Source organism: Amycolatopsis stemonae (assembly GCF_054781455.1).
Genome location: NZ_BAAGUJ010000019.1, coordinates 1 through 20,702, shown reverse-complemented (window position 1 = coordinate 20,702; position 20,702 = coordinate 1). Strand labels below are relative to the sequence as shown.

General features: G+C 72.4%; 21 protein-coding genes. 7 read left to right on the top strand and 14 right to left on the bottom strand.

Features of this window, described 5'->3' with window-relative positions; all coding sequences use genetic code 11:
* Positions 1 to 124 precede the first annotated feature (124 nt).
* The 5 genes from ACYVLJ_RS41640 (at position 125) to ACYVLJ_RS41620 (ending at position 6,360) form a co-directional block, all read left to right on the top strand.
* A complete protein-coding gene (locus ACYVLJ_RS41640; protein WP_460442835.1) occupies positions 125 to 853 on the top strand; it encodes a GGDEF domain-containing protein in 729 nt (242 codons plus the stop codon).
* A 210-nt stretch (positions 854 to 1,063) separates the two neighbouring features.
* Positions 1,064 to 1,987 carry an ABC transporter permease gene (locus tag ACYVLJ_RS41635; RefSeq protein ID WP_460442834.1) on the top strand — a complete coding sequence of 308 codons (924 nt, stop codon included), beginning with the start codon at positions 1,064 to 1,066 and terminating at the stop codon, positions 1,985 to 1,987.
* Positions 1,987 to 2,982, top strand: a complete 996-nt coding sequence (locus ACYVLJ_RS41630; RefSeq protein ID WP_460442833.1) for an ABC transporter permease — start codon at positions 1,987 to 1,989, stop codon at positions 2,980 to 2,982. Before ACYVLJ_RS41635 ends, ACYVLJ_RS41630 begins: the two co-directional genes overlap by 1 nt.
* Positions 2,983 to 2,992: 10 nt before the next feature.
* Positions 2,993 to 4,663 (top strand): ABC transporter substrate-binding protein, encoded by a 1,671-nt coding sequence (locus ACYVLJ_RS41625; protein ID WP_460442832.1) that lies wholly within the window; start codon positions 2,993 to 2,995, stop codon positions 4,661 to 4,663.
* Entirely contained in the window at positions 4,660 to 6,360 is a 1,701-nt protein-coding gene (locus tag ACYVLJ_RS41620) for an ABC transporter ATP-binding protein (protein ID WP_460442831.1), read from the top strand. The genes ACYVLJ_RS41625 and ACYVLJ_RS41620 overlap by 4 nt, the downstream gene beginning before the upstream one ends.
* Before the next feature lie 157 nt (positions 6,361 to 6,517).
* On the opposite strand, the gene ACYVLJ_RS41615 is transcribed toward ACYVLJ_RS41620, so the two are convergent.
* The 14 genes from ACYVLJ_RS41615 to ACYVLJ_RS41550 form a co-directional block, all read right to left on the bottom strand.
* Positions 6,518 to 7,006 carry a flavin reductase family protein gene (locus ACYVLJ_RS41615; RefSeq protein ID WP_460442830.1) on the bottom strand — a complete coding sequence of 163 codons (489 nt, stop codon included), beginning with the start codon at positions 7,004 to 7,006 and terminating at the stop codon, positions 6,518 to 6,520.
* Positions 7,003 to 9,228: a molybdopterin guanine dinucleotide-containing S/N-oxide reductase gene (locus ACYVLJ_RS41610; protein ID WP_460442829.1), complete on the bottom strand. Its 2,226-nt coding sequence runs from the start codon at positions 9,226 to 9,228 to the stop codon at positions 7,003 to 7,005. The genes ACYVLJ_RS41615 and ACYVLJ_RS41610 overlap by 4 nt, the downstream gene beginning before the upstream one ends.
* Positions 9,225 to 10,283 (bottom strand): LLM class flavin-dependent oxidoreductase, encoded by a 1,059-nt coding sequence (locus ACYVLJ_RS41605; protein WP_460442828.1) that lies wholly within the window; start codon positions 10,281 to 10,283, stop codon positions 9,225 to 9,227. Before ACYVLJ_RS41605 ends, ACYVLJ_RS41610 begins: the two co-directional genes overlap by 4 nt.
* Complete coding sequence (locus tag ACYVLJ_RS41600) at positions 10,280 to 10,633, bottom strand: 4Fe-4S binding protein (protein ID WP_460442827.1); 354 nt, start codon at positions 10,631 to 10,633, stop codon at positions 10,280 to 10,282. The genes ACYVLJ_RS41605 and ACYVLJ_RS41600 overlap by 4 nt, the downstream gene beginning before the upstream one ends.
* Positions 10,630 to 12,090 carry an FAD-binding protein gene (locus ACYVLJ_RS41595; protein ID WP_460442826.1) on the bottom strand — a complete coding sequence of 487 codons (1,461 nt, stop codon included), beginning with the start codon at positions 12,088 to 12,090 and terminating at the stop codon, positions 10,630 to 10,632. Before ACYVLJ_RS41595 ends, ACYVLJ_RS41600 begins: the two co-directional genes overlap by 4 nt.
* Positions 12,087 to 12,785, bottom strand: coding sequence for an ABC transporter ATP-binding protein (locus ACYVLJ_RS41590; protein ID WP_460442825.1), 699 nt, complete (start codon positions 12,783 to 12,785; stop codon positions 12,087 to 12,089). The genes ACYVLJ_RS41595 and ACYVLJ_RS41590 overlap by 4 nt, the downstream gene beginning before the upstream one ends.
* On the bottom strand, positions 12,782 to 13,753 hold the full coding sequence (locus ACYVLJ_RS41585; RefSeq protein WP_460442824.1) for an NrtA/SsuA/CpmA family ABC transporter substrate-binding protein: 972 nt from the start codon (positions 13,751 to 13,753) through the stop codon (positions 12,782 to 12,784). Before ACYVLJ_RS41585 ends, ACYVLJ_RS41590 begins: the two co-directional genes overlap by 4 nt.
* 9 nt (positions 13,754 to 13,762) lie before the next feature.
* Positions 13,763 to 14,569, bottom strand: a complete 807-nt coding sequence (locus tag ACYVLJ_RS41580) for an ABC transporter permease (RefSeq protein WP_460442823.1) — start codon at positions 14,567 to 14,569, stop codon at positions 13,763 to 13,765.
* Positions 14,566 to 15,534, bottom strand: coding sequence for an ABC transporter substrate-binding protein (locus ACYVLJ_RS41575; RefSeq protein ID WP_460442822.1), 969 nt, complete (start codon positions 15,532 to 15,534; stop codon positions 14,566 to 14,568). The genes ACYVLJ_RS41580 and ACYVLJ_RS41575 overlap by 4 nt, the downstream gene beginning before the upstream one ends.
* A gap of 101 nt (positions 15,535 to 15,635) precedes the next feature.
* Positions 15,636 to 16,361 (bottom strand): DsbA family oxidoreductase, encoded by a 726-nt coding sequence (locus tag ACYVLJ_RS41570; protein WP_460442821.1) that lies wholly within the window; start codon positions 16,359 to 16,361, stop codon positions 15,636 to 15,638.
* Positions 16,362 to 16,364: 3 nt separating this feature from the next.
* Positions 16,365 to 16,793: a cupin domain-containing protein gene (locus tag ACYVLJ_RS41565; RefSeq protein ID WP_451978952.1), complete on the bottom strand. Its 429-nt coding sequence runs from the start codon at positions 16,791 to 16,793 to the stop codon at positions 16,365 to 16,367.
* An 11-nt stretch (positions 16,794 to 16,804) separates the two neighbouring features.
* Positions 16,805 to 17,227 (bottom strand): RrF2 family transcriptional regulator, encoded by a 423-nt coding sequence (locus ACYVLJ_RS41560; protein WP_460442820.1) that lies wholly within the window; start codon positions 17,225 to 17,227, stop codon positions 16,805 to 16,807.
* Between the two features lie 8 nt (positions 17,228 to 17,235).
* Positions 17,236 to 17,868, bottom strand: coding sequence for an alpha/beta hydrolase (locus tag ACYVLJ_RS41555; protein WP_460442819.1), 633 nt, complete (start codon positions 17,866 to 17,868; stop codon positions 17,236 to 17,238).
* Positions 17,865 to 18,974: an LLM class flavin-dependent oxidoreductase gene (locus ACYVLJ_RS41550; RefSeq protein ID WP_460442818.1), complete on the bottom strand. Its 1,110-nt coding sequence runs from the start codon at positions 18,972 to 18,974 to the stop codon at positions 17,865 to 17,867. Before ACYVLJ_RS41550 ends, ACYVLJ_RS41555 begins: the two co-directional genes overlap by 4 nt.
* A gap of 163 nt (positions 18,975 to 19,137) precedes the next feature.
* Here ACYVLJ_RS41550 and ACYVLJ_RS41545 point away from each other — a divergent pair, with 163 nt between their 5' ends.
* A complete protein-coding gene (locus ACYVLJ_RS41545) occupies positions 19,138 to 20,280 on the top strand; it encodes an acyl-CoA dehydrogenase family protein (RefSeq protein WP_460442817.1) in 1,143 nt (380 codons plus the stop codon).
* 23 nt (positions 20,281 to 20,303) lie between these two features.
* The coding region (locus ACYVLJ_RS41540) for an ABC transporter permease (RefSeq protein WP_460442816.1) at positions 20,304 to 20,702 on the top strand (399 nt) is incomplete at its 3' end.

The following is a 20,702-nucleotide window of genomic DNA, read 5'->3' as shown; positions in this document are numbered from 1 at the left end:
GCCAGTGGGCGACCGAGATCACGTCGGCGGGACCGAGGGAGCCGTGCTGAGACTGCGCAACCGCTGGCGGATAGCGAGTATCACCAGCGGGTGGCGGTATCCGAGCGACTGGGCGGTATCCGAGGTGGACACCGTGTGCGGCGCGGCGCTGTTCGACGGCGACCTGACCACGGCGTTGACCCTGCTTGGCGGATCGCGAGCGCAGACGGGCGCCGGGCTGGACGAGACGCTCTACGACGTTGCCGCGCTCCACGCGGTCCTGGACCGCGAGTCCGACTCCGACGGGCTGGTCTCGGCGGACCCTCACGCGGCGCCCTTCCCGATGCTCCGCGCCGCCGCGATCGGCTGGGCCGACGTCGCGAGCGGGGCCTGCGGCCACGCGACGACGGAATCGTCCAGCGGTCTGGCCACGGAGTCGTACCTGCGGACCAGGATGGGCGAGGTGTACCAGCGATCCGCGCGGGCTGACCGCGGCGTGCCGGAGACATTGGTGCTGCTGGTGATCGGACTCGACCTGTCGCAGGTGACCGGCTGGTCCCGGCCGATGGCGATGGCCCTGGTTGCCGACGTGCTGCGCGGCGTCTTCGACGGCGGGGAAACCACAGCCGCGTTGGGCCGGTCCGCCGCGGTGGTGCTCGCCGAGCGGGACGCCGGTACGAGCCGTCGCATCCGGCACGCACGCCGCCGGATCGCGGATCGGTTCTCCCGTGACCCGCAGCTGGCCACCGCCCACGCAGACGTCCGGCTGCACCGGCTGCCGGAAACCCTGGCCGCGGCGTACGGCTTGCTGGACCACCTCGCGGGCCGTGCGACCGGTGCCGGGGACGTGCGGCAAGAACGTGGCTCACGATGAGACTTCGGACTCGCCGGCCGTGCAGCCTGAACCACTTCGGCGTCCACAGCCTGGAAACGGCTCTGACAAAACCCCGCCAATCGCCGCGCTTGCGGCGAATTCGGGCGCGATGGACGTGAGTTGCCGTCCACATGATGAGACGGTGGATCGATCACCGAAAAACTTCATAGGGTCCGGTCGTCACTCGAACGGCTGAACCCTTGAGGTGCTGTGTCCACCCCCTCGCTCCCGCCACTCGCGGCGCGCTCGCTGCCCGCCGCCGTGTGGCGTGCCGTCCGGACCGGGCGGTGGACGCCGGTCTGCGCGGTGCTGATCGTCGTCATCCTGCTGCTCGCCGCCGGCGCCGACCTGTTCGTCCTGGCCGAAGGGCAGAGCCTCGCCCCGGACATCGCCACCCTCGGCCCCACCGGGCTGCCCGCCGGCGCGCTCGGCGGCGTCAGCGGTGCCCACTGGTTCGGGGTGGAACCGCTGACCGGGGTCGACCTCTTCGCGCTCGTCGCCCACGGCGCCCGCACGTCCCTGCTCGTCGGGCTGGGCGCCACCGCGCTGGGCACGGTGCTCGGCGTCGTGATCGGGGTCAGCGCCGGCTACCTCGGCGGCTGGTGGGACCGGCTGGTCACCTGGACCGCCGACGTCATCCTCGGCTTCCCCTACCTGATCTTCATGATCGCCCTGGGCGCGGTCCTGCCGGTCGACTTCCCCCGCCAGATCACGCTGGTCGTCGTGCTCGGGCTCTTCGGCTGGCCCCGCATCGCACGCATCGTGCGGGCCCAGACCCTGACACTCGCGAAGCGCGACTTCGTCGCCGCGGCCCGGGTCGTCGGCGGCGGGCCGTGGCACGTGTTCACCAAGGAGCTGCTGCCGAACCTCTGGGCGCCGATCATCGTCGTCGCCAGCCTGACCATCCCGTCGATGATCGGCAACGAGGCCGCGCTGTCGTTCCTCGGCGTCGGCGTCCTGCCGCCGACGCCCAGCTGGGGCCGCACGATCAGCGCGGCCATCGACTTCTTCGAAACGGACCCGATGTACCTCGTCTTCCCCGGGGCGATGCTGTTCCTCATCACGCTGGCGTTCAACGTCGTCGGCGACGCCGTCCGCGACGCGCTCGACCCGCGCTCCGGCGGTGCTGCCTGATGCGCACCGCCCGGTTCGTGGCCACCCGGTTCGCCGGGATGCTGCTCGTCCTGTTCGTCGTCGCCTTCGTGACGTTCGTGGTGTTCTACGTCCTGCCCGCCGACCCGGCACGGATGGCCTGCGGCCGCCCGTGCTCGCCCGAGGGCCTGCAGCTGGCGCGGGAGTTCATGGGCTACGACGTCCCGTGGTACCACCAGTTCCTCGACTTCCTCGGCGGCATCTTCGGCGGCCGCACGTTCGGCACCGGCGCCGCGGCCGTCCACTGCACCGCGCCCTGCTTCGGCTGGGACTTCCAGAACAACGTCGACGTGCTGAGCGAGATCGGCGGCCGGATCGAAGTCAGCTTCTCGGTCGCCCTCGGCGCGGCGGCGATCTGGATCGTCCTCGGGGTCGGTCTCGGCGTGCTTTCGGCCCTGCGGCGCGGAACCGCCGTCGACCGGATCACCATGGCCGCCGCGATGACCGGGGTGTCCATGCCCGCCTACCTCGCCGGGATGATCGGCATCACGATCTTCGCGTTCGCGCTCGACGTCGTCCCGAAGAACGGGTACGTGCCGCTGACCGAAAACCCGGCCCAGTGGGCGTGGCACCTCGTGCTGCCGTGGTGCGTGCTGGCGTTCCTGCACGCCGCGATCTACGCGCGGCTCACCCGCGGCCAGATGCTCGAAACCCTCGGCGAGGACTACATCCGCACCGCGCGGGCGAAAGGGCTCACCGAGCGGAAGGTCGTGGGCCGGCACGCGCTGCGCAACGTCCTGCTGCCGGTCATCACGGTGTTCGGCGTCGACCTCGGCGCACTGCTGGCCGGAACCGTGATCACCGAGCGGATCTTCGGCATGGCCGGCGTCGGACGGCTGCTCGTCGACGCCATCGCCTCGCTCAACCTGCCGGTCCTGCTGGGCGTGACGTTGTTCTCGGCCCTGTTGGTCACCGTCCTGAACTTCCTGGTCGATCTCTGCTACGGCGCGCTCGATCCGCGGGCTCGCCTCGTCTGAAGGGGAAACGATGAAGAAGCTGCGGTTCGCCGCGGGGGTGCTGGCCGCCCTCACGCTGCTGACGGCGTGCGGCGCCAACGACGCACCCACCGGGCAGGGCGGCACCGTCAAGCCGGGCGGGAACCTCGTCCTGCTCGACGACGCGCCGTCGATCACCTGGGACCCGGCGAAGAGCTCGAACCTCGTCGTCACGACGCTCGGGCTGATCCACCGGCGGCTGACGTCGTGGGACGTCGCGCCGGGCAAGGACACCACGATCGTGCCGGACCTGGCCACCGACACCGGGAAGGCCACCGACGGCGGCAAGACGTGGACGTTCACCCTCAAGGACGGCCTGAAGTACGCCGACGGCACCGCCATCACCTCGGCGGACGTCAAGTGGGGCCTCGAGCGTTCGTTCGCGCCCGCGTTCTCCGGCGGCCTGGCCTACCACAAGGACCTGCTCTCGCCGGGCCTGGCGTACAAGGGCCCGTTCGACGGCAAGGAACTCGACACCATCCAGACGCCGGACCCGAAGACGATCGTGTTCCACCTCGCCCGCGCCTACGGCGACTTCAACTGGGTCGCCAGCACGCCGGCGTTCTCGCCGGTGCCCAAGGGCAAGGGCGCCGAGGCGAACTACGGTGACCACCCGGTCGCGTCCGGCCCGTACCAGCTGCAGAGCTACGAGCGCGGCAAGTCGGCGAAGCTGGTGCGCAACCCGAACTGGAACCGCGACGAGGACACCACGCGCAAGGCGTACGCGGACACCATCGACTTCGAGCTCGGCCAGGACACCAGCGTCATCTCCAAGCGGCTGATCGACGACACCGGCAAGGACCGCAACGCCTTCGGCATGTCGTTCGCCTCGCCCGCCCAGCTGGCGCAGATCCAGGGCAACGCGTCGGCGAAGTCGCGGCTGGTGACGTCGGAATCCGGGGCACTGGCCTACCTTTCGCTGAACACCCAGCGCGGCAACCTCACCAACCCCAAGGTGCGCCAGGCGTTCCAGTACGCCGTCGACAAGGCCGCCTACCAGGTCGCCAGCGCGGGCAGCGCCCAGCTGGCCGGGGACGTCGCCACCACGCTCATCACGCCGGGCCTGCAGGGCCGCGAGCAGTACGACCTGTACCCGGCACCGCCGTCCGGCGATCCGGCGAAGGCCAAGCAGCTGCTCGCCGAGGCCGGGTTCCCGAACGGGCTCGACGGGCTGGTCCTGGCCACGCACAACGAAAACGGCTACCCGGAGAAGGCCGCGGCGATCCAGGCGTCGCTCGCGCGGGCGAACATCAAGGTCACGATCAAGCCGCTCGACGAGGACACCTACACGTCCGAAGTGGACACCAAGGGTCTGTCCGACTACGACCTGACGCTCACCTCGTGGCAGCCGGACATCCCGTCGGCCAACGCGAACATCCAGCCGCTGTTCCAGTCGACCGAGATCGGCAACGGCGGGTACAACGAGTCCCGCTACGACAACCCCGAGGTCGACAAGCTCATCGGCGAGGCACAGGCCACTGTGGACCCGGCCGAGGCCGGCAAGAAGTGGGCGGCGCTGGACAAGAAGATCCTCGCCGACTCGCCGGTCGTACCGCTGATCTACACCCGCAACTCGTTCCTGCACGGGTCGCAGGTCGGCGGCGTCCAGATCGGACGGTTCCCGGCCTACGTCGACTACCGCAAGTTCGGGATCCTCCAGTGAGCGGAGCCGGGCTCCTGCGGCTGCACGACGTCGCGATCTCGTTCGGGGACGTCGAAGCCGTCCGCGGGGTCGGCTACGAGGTCCACGCGGGCGAAGTCGTCGCGGTGGTCGGGGAGTCCGGCTCGGGCAAGACGGTCACCGCGATGTCCCTGCTCGGCCTGCTCCCGCCCACGGCCCGCGTGACGGGCCGCGCGGAGCTGGCCGGGCGGGACCTCTACGCGATGACCCCGGCCGAGCTGCGCGCGGTGCGCGGCGGCGAGGTCGGCATGGTGTTCCAGGAGCCGATGAGCGCGTTGAACCCGGTGTTCACCGTCGGCGACCAGCTCGTCGAGGCGATCCGCACCCACCGGAGCGTGCCCGCCGCCGCGGCCCGGGACCGCGCGATCGAGCTGTTCGGCCTGGTCGGGCTGCCCGCACCGGCCGAGCGGTTCCGGTCGTACCCGCACGAGCTGTCCGGTGGGCAGCTGCAGCGCGTCGTCATCGCGATGGCGGTGGCGAACGAGCCGAAGCTGCTGATCGCCGACGAGCCGACCACGGCCCTGGACGTCACCGTGCAGGCCGAGATCCTCGAGCTCCTGCGCGACCTGCGGGAACGGCTGGGCACGGCGATCCTGCTGATCACCCACGACATGGGCGTGGTCGCCGACCTCGCCGACCGGGTGGTGGTGATGCACGACGGCCGCGTCGTCGAACAGGGCGACGTCCGGTCCGTGTTCACCGCGCCGGCGCAGGAGTACACGCGGCAGCTGCTCGGTTCCGTGGTCTCGCTGGGCGCGGCCGCCACGACCGGGCTCGAGCGGGCGATCACGGCCGAGGTCGAAGTGTCCCCGGGGCACGTGGTGGCGGGGGAGCACCCCGCGGCCGAGCCCGTCCCGGCCGACGCGGCGCTGCTGCGGGTCGAGAACCTCTCGGTCACCTACCGCGGCCGGTTCCGGGCGCACGCCGTCCATGCCGCGAACGGCGTGCACCTGTCGGTCGAGCCGGGCGAGATCCTCGGCCTGGTCGGGGAATCCGGGTCGGGCAAGAGCACGGTGGCCCGGGCGGTCACCGGCCTGCTCACCCCGACCACCGGCGTGGTCCGCATCGGGGGCACCGACATCACGCGGGTGCGCGGGCGGGGAGCGAAGGCGCTCCGGCGGCGCATCGGTGTCGTGTTCCAGGACCCGCTGTCGTCGCTCAACCCGCGCACGACGGTGGGCGAGAGCGTCGCGACACCGCTGCGGCTGCACCGGGCCGTCCGGCCGTCCGAAGTGGACGGCCGGGTCGCGGAGCTGCTCGACGCGGTGCAGCTGTCGCCTTCGCTGGCCGCCCGGTACCCGCACGAGCTCTCGGGCGGCCAGCGCCAGCGGGCCTGCATCGCCCGGGCGCTGGCGTTGCGGCCCGACCTGCTCGTCGCCGACGAGCCGACCAGCGCCCTCGACGTCACGATCCAGGCCCGGATCCTCGACCTGCTGCGCGAGCTGCAGCGCGAGTTCGGGTTCGCGTGCCTGTTCATCAGCCACGACCTCGCGGTGATCGAGCAGCTGGCCGGCCGGGTCGCGGTGATGCACCGCGGCCAGGTCGTCGAGCAGGGGCCGGCGAAGGAGGTGCTGACCGCACCGGCGCACCCCTACACCCAGCGCCTGCTTTCGGCGGCGCCGGTCGCCGACCCCGAGGCCCAGCACCGCCGCCGCGAAGCCTGGCGGCAGCTGCGCTAGGCGCGGTGCGGGCTGATGGCGAACCCGTCCACCGCCCGGGTGCGAGCGTGTTTCGGGATGGATCCCGCTCTCCTTCGGCGGGCTCGGTGTCCGCGCGGGTCGTACGCCGGTGCTGTTCGAGGCGGGCGTGACCGACCTGCTCGTCAGCTCGGCCTGATCACACCGCGGCGAGGCGGCGGAAGCGGCTGCCGTGGAAGACCAGGGGCGGGTTTTCCTCCGTGTGCAGGCCGTGGATGCGCAGCAACGCGATCAGGTGGTCGCCGGCAGGCACTTCTTCGTGCAGGGAACAGTCCAGCCAGGCGCTTGCCCCGTCGATGAACACGCTGCCGTCCGCTCCGGCCTGCCAGGAGACGTCGCGGAAGCGGTCGCCGTGGCGGGCGGACAAGCTCAGGCACGCGTCGTGCTGCCCTTCGGCGAGAACGCTCAGGCCGAGCCGCCGGCCGCGCAGCCGGGGCCAGGTCGACGACGTCCGCTGGATGCAGATCGACACCAGCGGCGGGGCCAGCGAGACCGAGGTGAACGAGCTGGCGGCCATCCCGTGCGGGACACCGTCGATGAGGGCGCACGCGGCGGTGACGCCGGACGGGAAACACCCGAACGCTTCGCGCAACCGGCTTTCGGACGTCGCGGGCTGCAAGACGGTCATCGGGATCCTCTCGCGATCGGGGGACGCAGGGCGCGTACTTCCGGGAGCGGGCCGCCGAAGCGTTCGACGTCGACAGCCGCGTGCTGGCCGGCGCAGCCCTGCGACAGCCGGGACGACGGGACGTCGGCGGTGAGGACGTTCGGGTTGCCGTGCGCGCACAGCGGCCCGGCGGGGTGGTCGTCGACCGGGTCGAACCAGGCACCGGTGGCCAGCTGGACGACGCCGGGGCGGAGCGCGTTGTCGACGACGGCGCCCGCCAGGCAGGCGCCGCGCGCGTTGAACACGCGGACGACGTCGCCGGTCGTGATGCCGCGAGCGGCCGCGTCGGCGGGGTTGAGCCGGATCCGTTCCCGGCCGGCCACCTTGCCCGCACGGCTGACGTCACCGGCGTCGAGCTGGCTGTGCAGGCGGGTGTGCGGCTGGTTCGCGATCAGCCACAGCGGCCCGGCTTCGGTGGGCGGTAGCCAGGCAGGGTGGCCGGGGCAGTCGGGGTAGCCGAACCCGGCGACGGTCGCCGAGAAGAGTTCGATGCGGCCGCTGGGCGTCTTCAGCGGGTGGGTGTCCGGGTCCGCGCGGAAGTCGGCGAACAGGGTGTGGTGTTCGCGGCCGGGCGGGAGCCGCACCTGGCCGGCGGACCAGAATTCGCCGAACGTGGGCGCGTCGCGCCAGCCGGAGTAGAGGTGTTCCAGCCACTGCCGGGCGGTGCGGCCTTCGGTGAACGCCTCGGCGACGCCGAGCCGACGGGCCAGCCCGGTGAAGATCGCGTAGTCGTCGCGTGCTTCGCCCGCGGGCGGGGCGATCCGGTGCATCGCGATGAGGTGGGTGTCGCGGCGGCCGGAGCCGAGGTCCTCGCGTTCGAGCGCGGTGGTGGCGGGCAGGACGATGTCGGCGTGCCGGGCGGTGGCGGTCCAGTGGGGTTCGTGGACGACGACGGTGTCGGGCCGCGCAAAGGCGCGGCGGAGGCGGTTGAGGTCCTGGTGGTGGTGGAACGGGTTGCCACCGGCCCAGTACACGAGCCGGGTGTCCGGGTAACGGCGGACTTCGCCGTTGTAGTCGTAGCTGTCGCCGGGGTGCAGCAGCAGGTCGGCGATCCGGGCGACCGGGATGAACTCGCCGACCGGGTTCACTCCTTGGGGCAAGTAGGGGATGCGCTCTTCGGGCCCGGTGTCGCCGACGTCGCCCATCGAGCCGTAGCCGTGCCCGAAGCCGCCGCCCGGGAGGCCGATCTGCCCCAGCAGCGCGGCCAGGGCGATGCCGGCCCAGACCGGCTGTTCGCCGTGTTCGGTGCGCTGCAGCGACCACGTGACCGTGATCAGGGTCCGGTGTGCGGCCATGTCCCGGGCGAGTTCGACGATGTCGGCGGCCGGGATGCCGGTGATCCCGGCGGCCCAGGCCGGGTCCCTGTCGCGCAGGTAGCGTTCGAACTCGGGGTAGCCGACGGTGTAGCGGTCGAGGAAGTCCCCGTCGTGCAGTCCCTCGGCGACGAGGGTGTGGGCCAGCGCGAGCATCAGCGCCGTGTCGGTGGCGGGCCGGATCGGGTACCAGCGGGCGTCCACAGTGGACGGCAGGTCGTCGCGCAACGGGCTGACCAGCCCGACGCGGCCGCCGAACCGCGCGAGGTGCCCGGGCGTCCCGTGGACCGTGACCCCGCCGGGCGTGACGAACACGTTTTTCTCCGGCACACCGCCGAAGGCGACGATCAGCTCGGTGTGCTCGGCGATGGTCGGCCAGGTGGACGCCTGCCGCAGCACCGCGTGCGTGTCACCGACGACGTGCGGCAGCAGCACCGACGACGTCCCGTTGCTGTAGGTGTTGCGCGAGGCCGTGAAGCCGCCGATCGCGTTCAGGAACCGGTGCAGCTGGCTCTGGGCGTGGTGGAAGCGCCCGGCGCTGGCCCAGCCGTACGAGCCACCGAAGATCGCCTGGTTGCCGTGCTCGGTCCGGACCCGGTCCAGCTCGGTGGCCAGCCGGTCGAGGACGTCGTCCCAGGGGACCTCGACGAACTCGTCCCGGCCGCGGCGGGAGTCCGGCCCCGGGCCGTCCTCGAGCCAGCCGCGGCGGACCGCCGGCCGGGCCACCCGGCTCGGGTGGTCCAGTGCGGCGCCGAGGTTGCCCAGCAGCGGCGACGGCGCCGGGTCGGCCGGATGCGGTTCGACGCGCAACCGGCCGTCCGGGCCGACCTCGGCCGAGAAGGCTCCCCAATGCGATGTGCTGGGCTTCATGCCCCGACGGTAACCGCGTCGGTCCGCTCCCGGACGAGCTTGACCAGGGTGCCGTAGTCGCGGGCGTCGGCCAGCGGCGAGAACCCGCGGATCAGCAGGGTGCCGACGCCCAGCCGCACGTAGTCGAGCAGCGAGTCGGCCACCTGTTCGTAGCTGCCGACCAGTGCGGTGGAGTTCCCGGCCGCGCCGGTTGTCTTCGCCACGGCCGTCCACAGGCGCTCGTCGACCACGTCACCCGTCGCCGCCGCCTCCAGCAGACGCCGCGAACCGACGGCTTCGCTCGAGTCGCGGCGGCCCTTGAACTCGCCGGCGCGGTCCTGGGTCAGCCGCAGGATGTCGCGGGCCCGCTCCCACGCCTCGGCCTCGGTCGCCGCGGGGATCGGCCGCAGGCTGACGCTGAACGCGACGTCCCGGCCGCCCGCGGCCGTGCGGACCTGTTCGATGCGCTCGGCGATGCCCGCCAGGGGCTCGCCCCAGAAGGCGTAGACGTCGGCGTGCCTGCCGCCGACCCGGATCGCGTCTTCGGACGCGCCGCCGAAGTAGACCGGGATCGGCCGCTCGGGCCGGATGTCCGAGAGCGCGCCGCGGACCCGGTAGAACTCGCCTTCGTGGTCGAACGGCTCGGCCGACTCCCACGTCCGCCGCACGACCGACAGGAAGTCGTCGGTGCGGCGGTAGCGGGTGGGCTTGTCGGTGAAGTCGCCGTCGCGGGCCTGGTCGGCGTCGTCGCCGCCGGTGATCACGTGCAGCGCGACCCGGCCGGGGTGGAACGCGTCGAGCGTGGCGAACTTGCGGGCCAGCTGGGTCGGCGCGACGAACCCGGGGCGGTGGGCGAGCAGCACGCCCAGCCGCTCGGTGGCGGACAGGACCTGGTCGGCGAGCACGAACCCGTCCGGGCTGCTCGCCGACTGCGCGACCAGCACCCGGTCGAACCCGGCTTCCTCGTGCGTGCGGGCGACTTCGCGCAGGTAACCGGGCTGGATGATCGGGCCCTCGGGGGCGACGATCTCGCTGGCCTGGCGGCCGGCGGCGTAACCGATGAATTCGAGCGTCACGGGGTCTCCTGTCCCAGGGCGCGGGCGGCGGCGAAGATGTCGCTCATCCGCCAGCTTTCGTTGGCGTGGGTGCGGCGCGCCCGGCCCCAGCCGGAGTCGCGCCGGTACTGCGCGGGCCAGTCCGTGGCGCGGACGGCCGTTTCGTCGACGGTGACGGGCGTGCGGCAGTCCGGATCGACGAACAGCGCGTCGACCGGGCAGTACAGCTCGCACAGGAAGCAGGTCTGGCAGTCGCTCTGCCGGGCGATGACGGGAACCGCGTCCGGGACGGCGTCGAAGACGTCGCTGGGACACACCTGGACGCACTTGTCGCAGGCGATGCAGCGGTCGGCGAGGACGAGTTCGATCACGCGGCCGCCTCCTGCTCGTCCGTGCGCCAGTGCATGCCGAGGCTTTTCCGGCGGCGCAGCGCGGCTTCCTTGACCCAGCGGCCCATGGCGACCAGGGACGCCGTCTCGCGCGCGGTCACGGCGTCCCGGCCTTCTCCGGTGAGTGCGGACTCGACCTCCGTCCACAGCGAATCCAATGTAGACAAAGAAGCAAGGAGACCCGGCTCGTCGCGGAACATGTTCTTGTCGTAGGCGTTCAGCTCCTCGCGCACGACGTCGACGACCGCGGTGGTGTCCACTGTGGCCGCCCGCCCGCTGGGCCGGAGCCCGGCGCGGCCCACCGGACGCAGCGGTGCGAGCCGGGCCGAACGGGCGTGCCGGACCGCGGCGCGCCCGGCCCAGGTGCCCGACGACACCGCCCACGCCGAGTTGGGCGAGCCGCCGCCGGAGACCGCGCCGACCACCGGGACCCGGCTCGCGACGTCGCCCGCGGCGAACAGGCCGGGCACGCCGGTGGTGCAGTCTTCGCCGGTGACGAGCCCGCCGACGCCGCGGATGGTGCCCTCCCCGAGCAGCGTGACCTCGAACCGGTCGGTGTACGGGTCGATGCCGCGGCGGCTGAACGGCAGCAGGAAGTTCGGCTGCACCACGGGCATCTTGCGGCGCACCCACCCCGGCGCGCGGTCGAGGGTCGTGTACACCGGCCCGCGCAGCATCGCCGCGCCGAGGACGCGGTTGCGGTCCGGCCCGGACGGCAGCTCGATGACGTGCCCGCCGGCGTCGGTGTAGGTGCCGAACAGGTAGGACATCGACCGCGCCATCGTCGAGAACGCCGGGGCCAGGGTGTAGTAGTTCGAGAACTCCATCCCGGACAGCCGCGCGCCGGCTTCGACGGCCATCAGGTGCCCGTCGCCGGTGTTACCGCGCGAACCCAGCAGGTGCGACCGGAACGCCGTGCCGCCGGTGGCCAGCACGACCGCGCCCGCGTGGACCTGCCAGTTGCCGCCCGCCTGCCGCCGGATCCCGGCCGCGCCGCCCACGGAACCATCGGGGCGGAGCAGGAGTTCGAGGGCCGGGTGGTGGTCGAGGATGCGGACGCCCGCGCGGTGGATCAGGCCACGCATCGCGCGCAGGTACTCGGGCCCGCGCACGTTGTTCGTCCGGTCGGGTTCGCCGTCGCGGACCGGGAACGGGTAGTACTTGTCCAAAGTGGGCAGTCGTTCCCACGTCGTGCGCAGGACCCGCAGCGCCCGCTCGGGGTCGGCGAGCCCGCCCGCGTGCGCGTGCCGCTCGGCGACCGCTCGCTCGTGGTCCTCGGGGCGGACGAACCAGTGCGTGACCCCGGCCGTGGCGGTGACGCCGCTGGTGCCGCAGTAGCCCTTGTCCACCAGCACGACGTCGCCGCCGGCCTGGGCCGCGGCCAGGGCGGTCCAGGTCGCGGCGAGGCCGCCGCCGATGACGAGCACTTCGGCGTTCACCGGGTCTCGGCCAGTTCGGCGACGCCGAGTTCGGCGAGCAGGCGGTGGCGCAGCTCGTCGAACGCGGGGTTGCGGCGGCTGCGTTCGCCGTCGAAGTCGACGCGGTGCTCGGCGGCGAGCCGGCCGGCCCGCATCGCGACCACGCGGTCGGCGAGCAGGATGGCCTCGTCGACATCGTGGGTGACCAGCAGGACTGCCGGGCGGTGCGCGGCGACGAGGTCCCGGACCAGGGCGTGCATCTTGATCCGGGTCAGCGCGTCGAGGGCGGCGAAGGGTTCGTCGAGCAGCAGCAGCCGGGGTTCGCGCACCAGGGCCCGGGCGAGGGCGACGCGCTGGGCCTCGCCGCCGGAGAGCGTCACGGGCCAGGCGTCGAGGTGCCCGGCCAGGCCGACTTCGGTCAGCGCGCGGGCGGCGGCCTCGCGGGGGAGGCCGACGGCGACGTTCTGCCACACCCGCCGCCACGGCAGCAGGCGGTGTTCCTGGAACACCACCATCCGTTCGGCCGGGGCTTCGAGGTCGCCGCCGTCGGGGGCGTCGAGCCCCGCGAGCAGGCGCAGCAACGTCGTCTTGCCGCAGCCGCTTTCGCCGATGAGCGCGACGAACTCGCCGGCCGCGATGTCGAGGTCGAGTCCACCCAGGACGGTCCGAGACCCGAAGGACTTGGTCAGCGCGCGCACGCGCACGGCGGTCGTCACAGCTTCACCGCGTGGTCGGCGATGGTGATCGGGCCGCTGAGGACCTTGCGCTGGGTGAGCCAGTCGGCGCCGCGCTGCAGCTGCGCGATCCCGTCGTTGTTGACGAGCGACAGCTTGGTCTGGACGTTCTTGGCGGCCATCTTGTCCAGTACGGCCTGCGGGTAGTGGGAGACGGCGTTGCCGATGTCCAGGGACTCCTTGTAGTGCTGGTTCTGCCACTCGTAGTCGGCCTGGAACGCGGCGATCACCTTGCGGATCGTGTCGGCGTTCTGCTCGGCGTAGTCGCGGCGGACGAGGTAGCTGGTGAAGTCGATCTGGAAGTCCAGCTCGTCGCCGTCGACGAAGATCGGCTTGGCGCCGTACTGCACTTCGGCGATCTCGCGGAAGCCCTGCCAGATGGCCCAGGCGTCGATCTTCCCGGCGCCGAAGGCGGCGGACGCCTCGGGCGGGTTGAGGTAGGTGACCTTCACCGACTCGCGCGGCACGTGGTACTTCTCCAGCGCGGCGACCAGCAGGAACTCGCCGAGCCCGGCCTTGTTGACCGCGACCGTCTTGCCCGCCAGGTCGGTGACCTTCTCGATGCCGGTGTGCGCGCCCGCGACGATCGCCGTGGTGCGCGGGGTGGACGCGGCCCAGGCGACGTAGACGAGGTCGGCGCCGGACAGGATGGCCTGGTCGGCGGGGGTGGTGCTGCCACCGAAGCTGAAGTCGGCGGTGCCGCCGACCACGGCCTGCAGGGTGGGCGCGTGGTTGGGGAACGGGCCGACCCATTCGACCGCGATGCCCTGGTCCTTCAGGGTTTTCTCCAGCACCCCGCGGGCCTTGGGGACGGAGATGGTGCTGTAGGTCAGCCGGACCTTGCCCTGCGTTGCGCCACCGGCCGAGCCGGTGGCGCAGGCGGCGAGCGGGGCGGCCAGCGCGGTCAGCGCGAGTGAACCTTGCAGGAACGTACGTCGGGAGAGCGTCATGGCGGGTCCTCAGGCGGTCAGGCGGGCGTAGGTGGGGTGCCAGCGCAGCAGCCGGCGTTCGAGGAGACGGGTGACCAGGTCGCAGAGGATCCCGATCACGGCGTAGATGAGCACGACGAGCACGATCACGTCGGTCTGCAGGAACTCGCGGGCGTTGGTGGCCATGAATCCGAGCCCGGCGTCGGCGCCGAGGGTTTCGGCGATGACCAGGGCCAGCCAGGCCGCCGTGAGCGACAGCCGCAGGCCGCCGAGGATCGACGGCAGCGCGCCCGGCAGCACGACCCAGCGGATCCGCGCGGCCCGGCCGAGGCCGACGACGTCGGTCATTTCGAGGAGCTTCGGGTCGATCTGCCGGATGCCGAGCACGGTGGTCAGGTACAGCGGGACGGCGGTGCCGAGGGAGATCAGGAAGATCTTCCCGGCCTCGCCGATCCCGAACCAGACGATGACGAGCGGCAGGATGGCCAGGAACGGGACCGCGCGGATCATCTGGATGCTGCGGTCGAGAACTGCTTCGGCCACTTTGGACAGTCCGACGAGCAGGCCGAGCCCGAGGCCCAGGCTCGCCCCGATGGCGAACCCGGTGGCCGAGCGCTGCAGGCTGGCGAGCAAGTTGGCAGGCAGCTCGCCGTCGGCGATCAGGTCTCCCGCCTTGACCACGACGCTGCTCGGCGCCGGCAGCACCTGTTTCGGCAGGATCCCGGCCTGGGCCAGCAGTTCCCAGATCGCGAGCACGGCGACCGGCGTCAGCCACGACACCACGCGGTACGGGAAGCGGATCCCGGCGACCGGCGGACGGTCCAGCGCGCGGGTCATCGCGGATCGAGCCCGGAGTCGATGTAGTCGGCCAGCTTCTTGCCGCCGGGGAACAGGCCCTGCTGCACCCAGGTGTCGTAGGTCTTCTGCAGCTGGGCGGCGAGGGCGGCGTCGACCGGGATGCGCTGGTAGGTCGTCTCGTCCGGGCGGACCTGCTTCGCGATTTCGAGCGACTGGTGCGCGAACCCGGCGTACCACTTGTCGAAGGCGTCGGGGTTGTCCTTGGACCACGTGTAGCTCTTGTCGACGCGGCTTGCGAAGTCCTGGATCGCAGTGCGCTTGCGCGGATCGCCCAGTGCTTTGTCGGTGGCGGACAGCACGTTGAGGCCGGAGTTGATGCCGGTGCCGTCGGACAGCACGCGGGCGCCCAGTTCGCCGCGGGCGCGGGCGGCGTAGACGCTCCAGGTGGCCCAGGCGTCGATGTTGCCGGTGGAGAACGCGCCGTTCGCTTCCGACGGCGCGAGGAAGTTCAGCGTGACGTCCTTGTCCGAGAGCCCCGCCTGCTTCAGCGCGCCGATCACCAGGTAGTGCGCGACGCTGCCGCGGGTGGTGGGGGAGATGCGCTTGCCCTTGAGGTCGGCGACCGTGCGGGCCGGGCTGTCCTTGGGGACCAGGAGGTAGGTGCCCTTGCCGCCGTTGCTCCAGGCGGCGGCGACCTTGATCTTCGAACCACCGGCGATCGCCGTGACCGTGGGGGAGTCGTTGGCGCCGCCGATGTCGATCGCGTCGGCGCGCAGGGCTTCGTGCAGGTTCACCGCGGCGGCGAACTGCGACCACTCGATCTTGTACGGCAGGTTGTCGAGCAGCCCGGCCGCCTTCAGCCGGGACTGGGTGGCACCGGTCTGGTCGCCGACGCGCAGCACGACCTCGCCGGAAGCGTCCGAAGTGGACGATCCGCACGCCGTGAGCGTGGTGAGGCCGAGCAACGCGGCCACGAGCAGGGCGAGCCGGGGTTTCGAGGGCATGCGGAACTCCCCAATGCGGTATCGGGCGCGGAGGATCGGTGGTGGGGACCGGGCTAATCAGTCACCGGCATGTGTCTATTTTCCCCGGCGCCCGGGGAGAGTCAACGCCCCCGGGTGGGTTCCCACGAACCGGGAAGAGATCCACTGTGGACCGTCGCGGCCCGCGCGGCGTCGAAGTACTCGCGCAGGGGACGCCAGCCGGGGACGACGAACCGGCCGCCGGGGCCGGTGAAGGTCACCGTCGGCAAGGCGTAGCGGACGTGGTGCTCGAGGTGCTTCGCGCGGCCGCTGTGCGGGCCGGGCGCGGTGATGTCGAGGACTTCCGGGCACGGGTTGCGCGTCTCACGCCAGTCGTCGCGGACGGCCTGGCGGATCTCGTCGCTCGTCATGGCCGCGTGCAACGCCGGAAGGTCGAGGCCGGGCACGTCCGCGACCGCGGCGAGCACGCGCTCGGTGTCGTCGGCCGGGGTGCCGAGCAGGAACGTCGTCTCGCGCAGCCGTCGCAGGACCTGCTCGGCGACGGCTTCCCCTTGTGCCTCAGCGGCTTTCGCGGCGAGGGAGGCCGGCCAGCTCGTGCGGGCTACCCAGGCGAGGTGGCGTGGCTTGGGGGCGCCGGTGTGCTCGGTGACGCCGTCGATGAACTTCGCGTACCAGGCCGCTTCCGCGGCCGGATCCGGCGCGGGGTCCTCGTCGTCGTCGAAGAGGATGCCGAAGACCCGGCGCCACCGGGCCTCCGGCAGTTCCGCCCGCAACCGGCGGAACTTCGGCTCTGACCCCCACGCCCAAGGGCAGGCGGGGTCGGTGTATTCGACGACGTCGAGCGGCACGCCTCAGTCCTCGGGCACGTCGACCGGGGACCAGAGACTCGGCAGGTTGACCACGATGCCCTCCTGGCTGCTGCGCGCGATGATCACAACCGCCTCTTCGTCGGTCGGGTTCTCCTCGCGGTGGGGTACGTACGGCGGCACGAAGATGTAGTCCCCGGGCCCGGTTTCGATGCGGATCTCCTCGTCGCCGTCGGCGAAGACGAACACCGGGTGGCCGGACTTGACGTAGATCGCCGTCTCCGCCTCGCCGTGGTGGTGGTCGCCGGAGTTCGTCACCGGCGCGACGTGCGTCTCGCCCATCCACACCTTCGACGAGCCGACCGTCTTGCCGGAGATCGCCTCCAGCCGGGTCATCCCGGTCGTCTGGTTCGTGTCGCCGGTCAGGTCGGCGCCGCGGATGTGGCGCAGCGGCTGGTGCCACAGGTCGGTCATCGAAGGTCCTTTCAGGTCGCGACGCGGGCGGGCGCCGCGCTTTCGAGCAGGTCGGCGAGCGTGGTCGCGCGCAGGAGCGTGTCGAGCCCGGCTTCGAGGCCGGACCAGAACGGCGTGAGCCCGGCGGCCGTGCCGTGATAGGACAACGCCGGGCGGGGCTCGCCGCGGACGGAGAGGAACTCGCCGTCGACCGCCACGACGGCGTCCCGCACGGTGACCTCACCGGCCGGCCGGGCCAGCCAGTAGCCGCCTTCGCAGCCGCGCTGGCTGCGGACCAGCCCGGCCTGGCGCAGGTCCCGCATGACCGCCTTGATGAACCGGGCCGGGATGTCCTGGGTGGAGGCGACGGCTTCGCAGGTGATCGGCCGCGTGGTGTCCGCGGCGAGCTCCAGCAGCACCCTGATCGCGTAGTCCGCCCTGGCCGAGATGCGCATGCCCGCCATCATCCCCGGACCAGCGCCGGGGCGCTCGTCCCGGCGCGCAGCCATTCCAGGAACTGGACGACCTCGGCGGCGACGCTGCGGTGGTCCAGGTCGTTGAGCACGTCGTGGCGGCCCCCGGCGACGAGCACGAACCGGGCCCGGGCGAGGCGTGCGGCGAACGCGCGGGCGGCGTCCGGCGACGCCACGCGGTCGGCCTCGCCGTGCAGGACCAGCACCGGGACGTCCGGTTCGGCGACCCGGTCCGGCACCGGTTCCCGCAGCTCACCGGGGGTGAACCGGGCGTCGCCGTCGAGCAGGGCCAGGTGCACGGGGCACGCGGTCCGCGCGTCCAGTTCGTCCGTCCAGCCTCCCGGGCCGCCCAGCGGCAGCCCGCTGGCGACCACGGCGTCGACCGGCCGGCGCGCCGCCAGGTCGAGGGCCCGCAGCGCGCCGGTGTCGTGGCCGAGCAGCACCACCGGGCCCGGCCCGGTGTCCGCCTCGGAGGTGGTGACGCGGTAGCCGTCGAAGGACAGTCGCGTGCCGAGCCGCGCGTAGAGGCCGGGGTGCTCGCCACGGCCGGGCAGCAGCACGACCGTGCCGCGCACGGTCACGCCCTCGGGCGGCGCCCAGTGGACGGAGCCGGCGAGCGTCATACGGCGGCCGCCGTGGCGGGCCGCCGGTCGCGCCGGGCCAGCTCCGAACGGACCAGCGGCAGCAGGTGCCTGCCGTAGTCGATCGCGTCGTCGAGCGGGTCGTAGCCGCGGATGAGGAGCGTCGTGACGCCGATGTCGACGTAGTCCAGCAGCGCCTGCGCGACGGTCTCGGGCGTCCCGACCAGCGCGGTGGAGTTGCCCGCCGCGCCGGTGGCCGTCGCGGTGGGTGTCCACAGTGCCCGGTCGTGCCGGTCGCCCTTCGCGGCCGCGGCCAGCAGCCGGACGCTGCCGACGTTGCTCGGCGGGCCGCCGTCACGCCACTCGCGCGCCGCCTTCGCCGCGCCGGACGCGGTGATCGTGTCCAGGATCCGCTGCGCGCGTTCCCAGGCCAGCTCTTCGGTGGGGCCGAGAATCGGCCGGAAGGACACGCTGATCCCGGGCGGGGTGAGCCGTCCGGCCGCCTTCGCCGCCGCCCGGACGGACGCGATCTGCTCGGCCGTTTCCTTCAGCGGCTCGCCCCACAGCGCGAAGACGTCGGCGTGCTTGCCGCCGACCCGGTAGGCCGCTTCGGAGGAACCGCCGAAGTACACGGGGATCCGCGGGTTCTGCAGCGGCCGCACCTGCGGGGTGTAGTCGTCGAGCCGGTAGTGCTTGCCGTGGTGGGAAAACGCGTCGCCGGACGTCCAGGCGCGCTTGAGGATCTCCAGGTATTCGTCGGTGCGCTCGTACCGCTCGTCCTTGGCCAGGTAGTCGCCGTCGCGGGCCTGCTCGACGTCGCTGCCGCCGGTGATCGTGTGCACCGCGACCCGCCCGCCGCTGAAGTGGTCCAGCGTGGCGAACGCGCGCGCCGCCAGCGTCGGCGCGACGAACCCGGGCCGGTGGGCGATCAGCAGGCCCAGGCGCTCGGTGTGCGCGGTCGCGTAGGCGGCGACCTGCTGGCCTTCGGGCCAGCCCGCGCCGTAGCCGATGAGCACCCGGTCGAACCCGCCGTCCTCGTGCGCCCGGGCGAACCGGCGAACGTAGGCGGGGTCGATGACCGGCCCTCTGGCCGGCCGGGTCTCGCTCGCGTCCCGGGTGCCGATCATGCCGACGAACTCGACGGGCATCTGCTTTCCTTTCGCCGCAGCAAAAACGCCTCTTCAGGGAACGGCACGGGCGGCCGCGCTGTCAATTAGGCATCTCCAGGTGTCCATTTGGTGGACGGTGCTGGCTTCGCCGGCGGCGGGCGGCTTATCGTCGGCCCGCTCGCCGACACCTTCGGGAGGATTCGTGACCACGAGCGTCGCCACCGTGCCGCTGCCTGACCTGGCCGCGTTGCCGTCGATCGTCCGTGCGCTGGCCGCACGGGCCGACGAGCACGACCGCGAGGGGACGTTCCCGCACGAGGGCGTCGAACTGGTCCACGCCGCCGGCCTGCTGACCACGACCGTGCACCCGCGCCACGGCGGGCCGGGTGCCGGTGTCCTCGACACCGCCCGGCTGCTCGCCGAACTGGGCCGCGGCGACCCGTCGGTGGCGCTGGTGACGGCGATGACGTTGTTCATTCACGCCGCGCAGGGCGCCGACCCGACGTGGCCGGAGGAGACCTACCGGGAGGTGCTCGCGGAGTCCGCCGAGCGGCCGGTGCTGATCAACGCGCTGCGCGTGGAACCCGAGCTGGGCTCGCCGACCCGCGGCGGCCTGCCCGCGACGATCGCGCGCCGCGGCGCCGGCGGCTGGCGCCTGTCCGGGCGCAAGATCTACTCGACGGGTTCGGTGGGGCTGCGCTGGATGGTCGTCTGGGCCCGCACCGACGAACCCGAACCCCGCGTGGGCGGGTTCCTGGTCCGCGCCGACACGCCGGGCATCACGATCGAGCCGACCTGGGACCACCTGGGCCTGCGCGCGAGCGCCAGCCACGACGTCGTGTTCACCGACGTCCTGGTCCCCGAAGCAGCCACCACCGGACTGTCCACACCGGACGCACTGCGGCCGCCGGTGCTGACCTTCCCCTTGGCGCTGCCCGCGCTCTACCTCGGCGTGGCGCGCAACGCGCTGGACTGGCTCACCGGGTTCCTCCGCGAGCGTGTTCCGAGCGGGCTCGGCAAGCCGCTGGCCACGCTGCCGAGGTTCCAGGCGGGCGTGGGGGAGATCGCGGCGAGGATCACCGGCGCGCAGGAGGTGTTGTTCGGCGTCGCCCGCCGGGCCGACCAGGGTGACCCGGACGCGGCAGCACACGCGGGCGTGGCGAAGGTGCTCGCGACCCGGCTGCTCATCGAAGCGGTCGAGCAGGCCGTCGCGCTGGCGGGCAATCCCGGGCTGACGCGGGCCAACCCGCTGCAGCGGCACTACCGGGACGTCCTGTGCAGCCGGGTCCACACCCCGCAGGACGACGCCGTGCTGGCCGGCCTGGGCCGGTCGCTGCTCGCCTGAAACTTCGTCGTTGGGAGGAAGCCGTGTCGATTTCCGTCACGGGCGTGCTGGCGCGCGCCCGGAAACGTGCCGACGAGCCGCCGCGCAGAAGTGTGCCGAGGCTGGACCTGCGGCGCTGGATCAGTCCAGTGGTGCTTCTCGCCGCTTGGCAGCTGGCCAGTGCCACCGGTGTCCTGCCGTCGGACAAGCTCAGTTCTCCGTGGACGGTGGTGCAGGCGGGTGTGGAAGTCGCGCGCAGCGGTGAACTCGGCGACGCGTTCGCGGTTTCGCTCGGCCGGGTCGGTGCCGGGTTCGTGATCGGTGCGGTCGTCGGGGTGGTGCTGGGCGTCGTGTCCGGGCTGTCCCGGTGGGGTGAGGCGCTGGTCGACCCGCCGGTGCAGATGCTGCGGACGTTGCCGTTCCTCGGCTTGATCCCGTTGTTC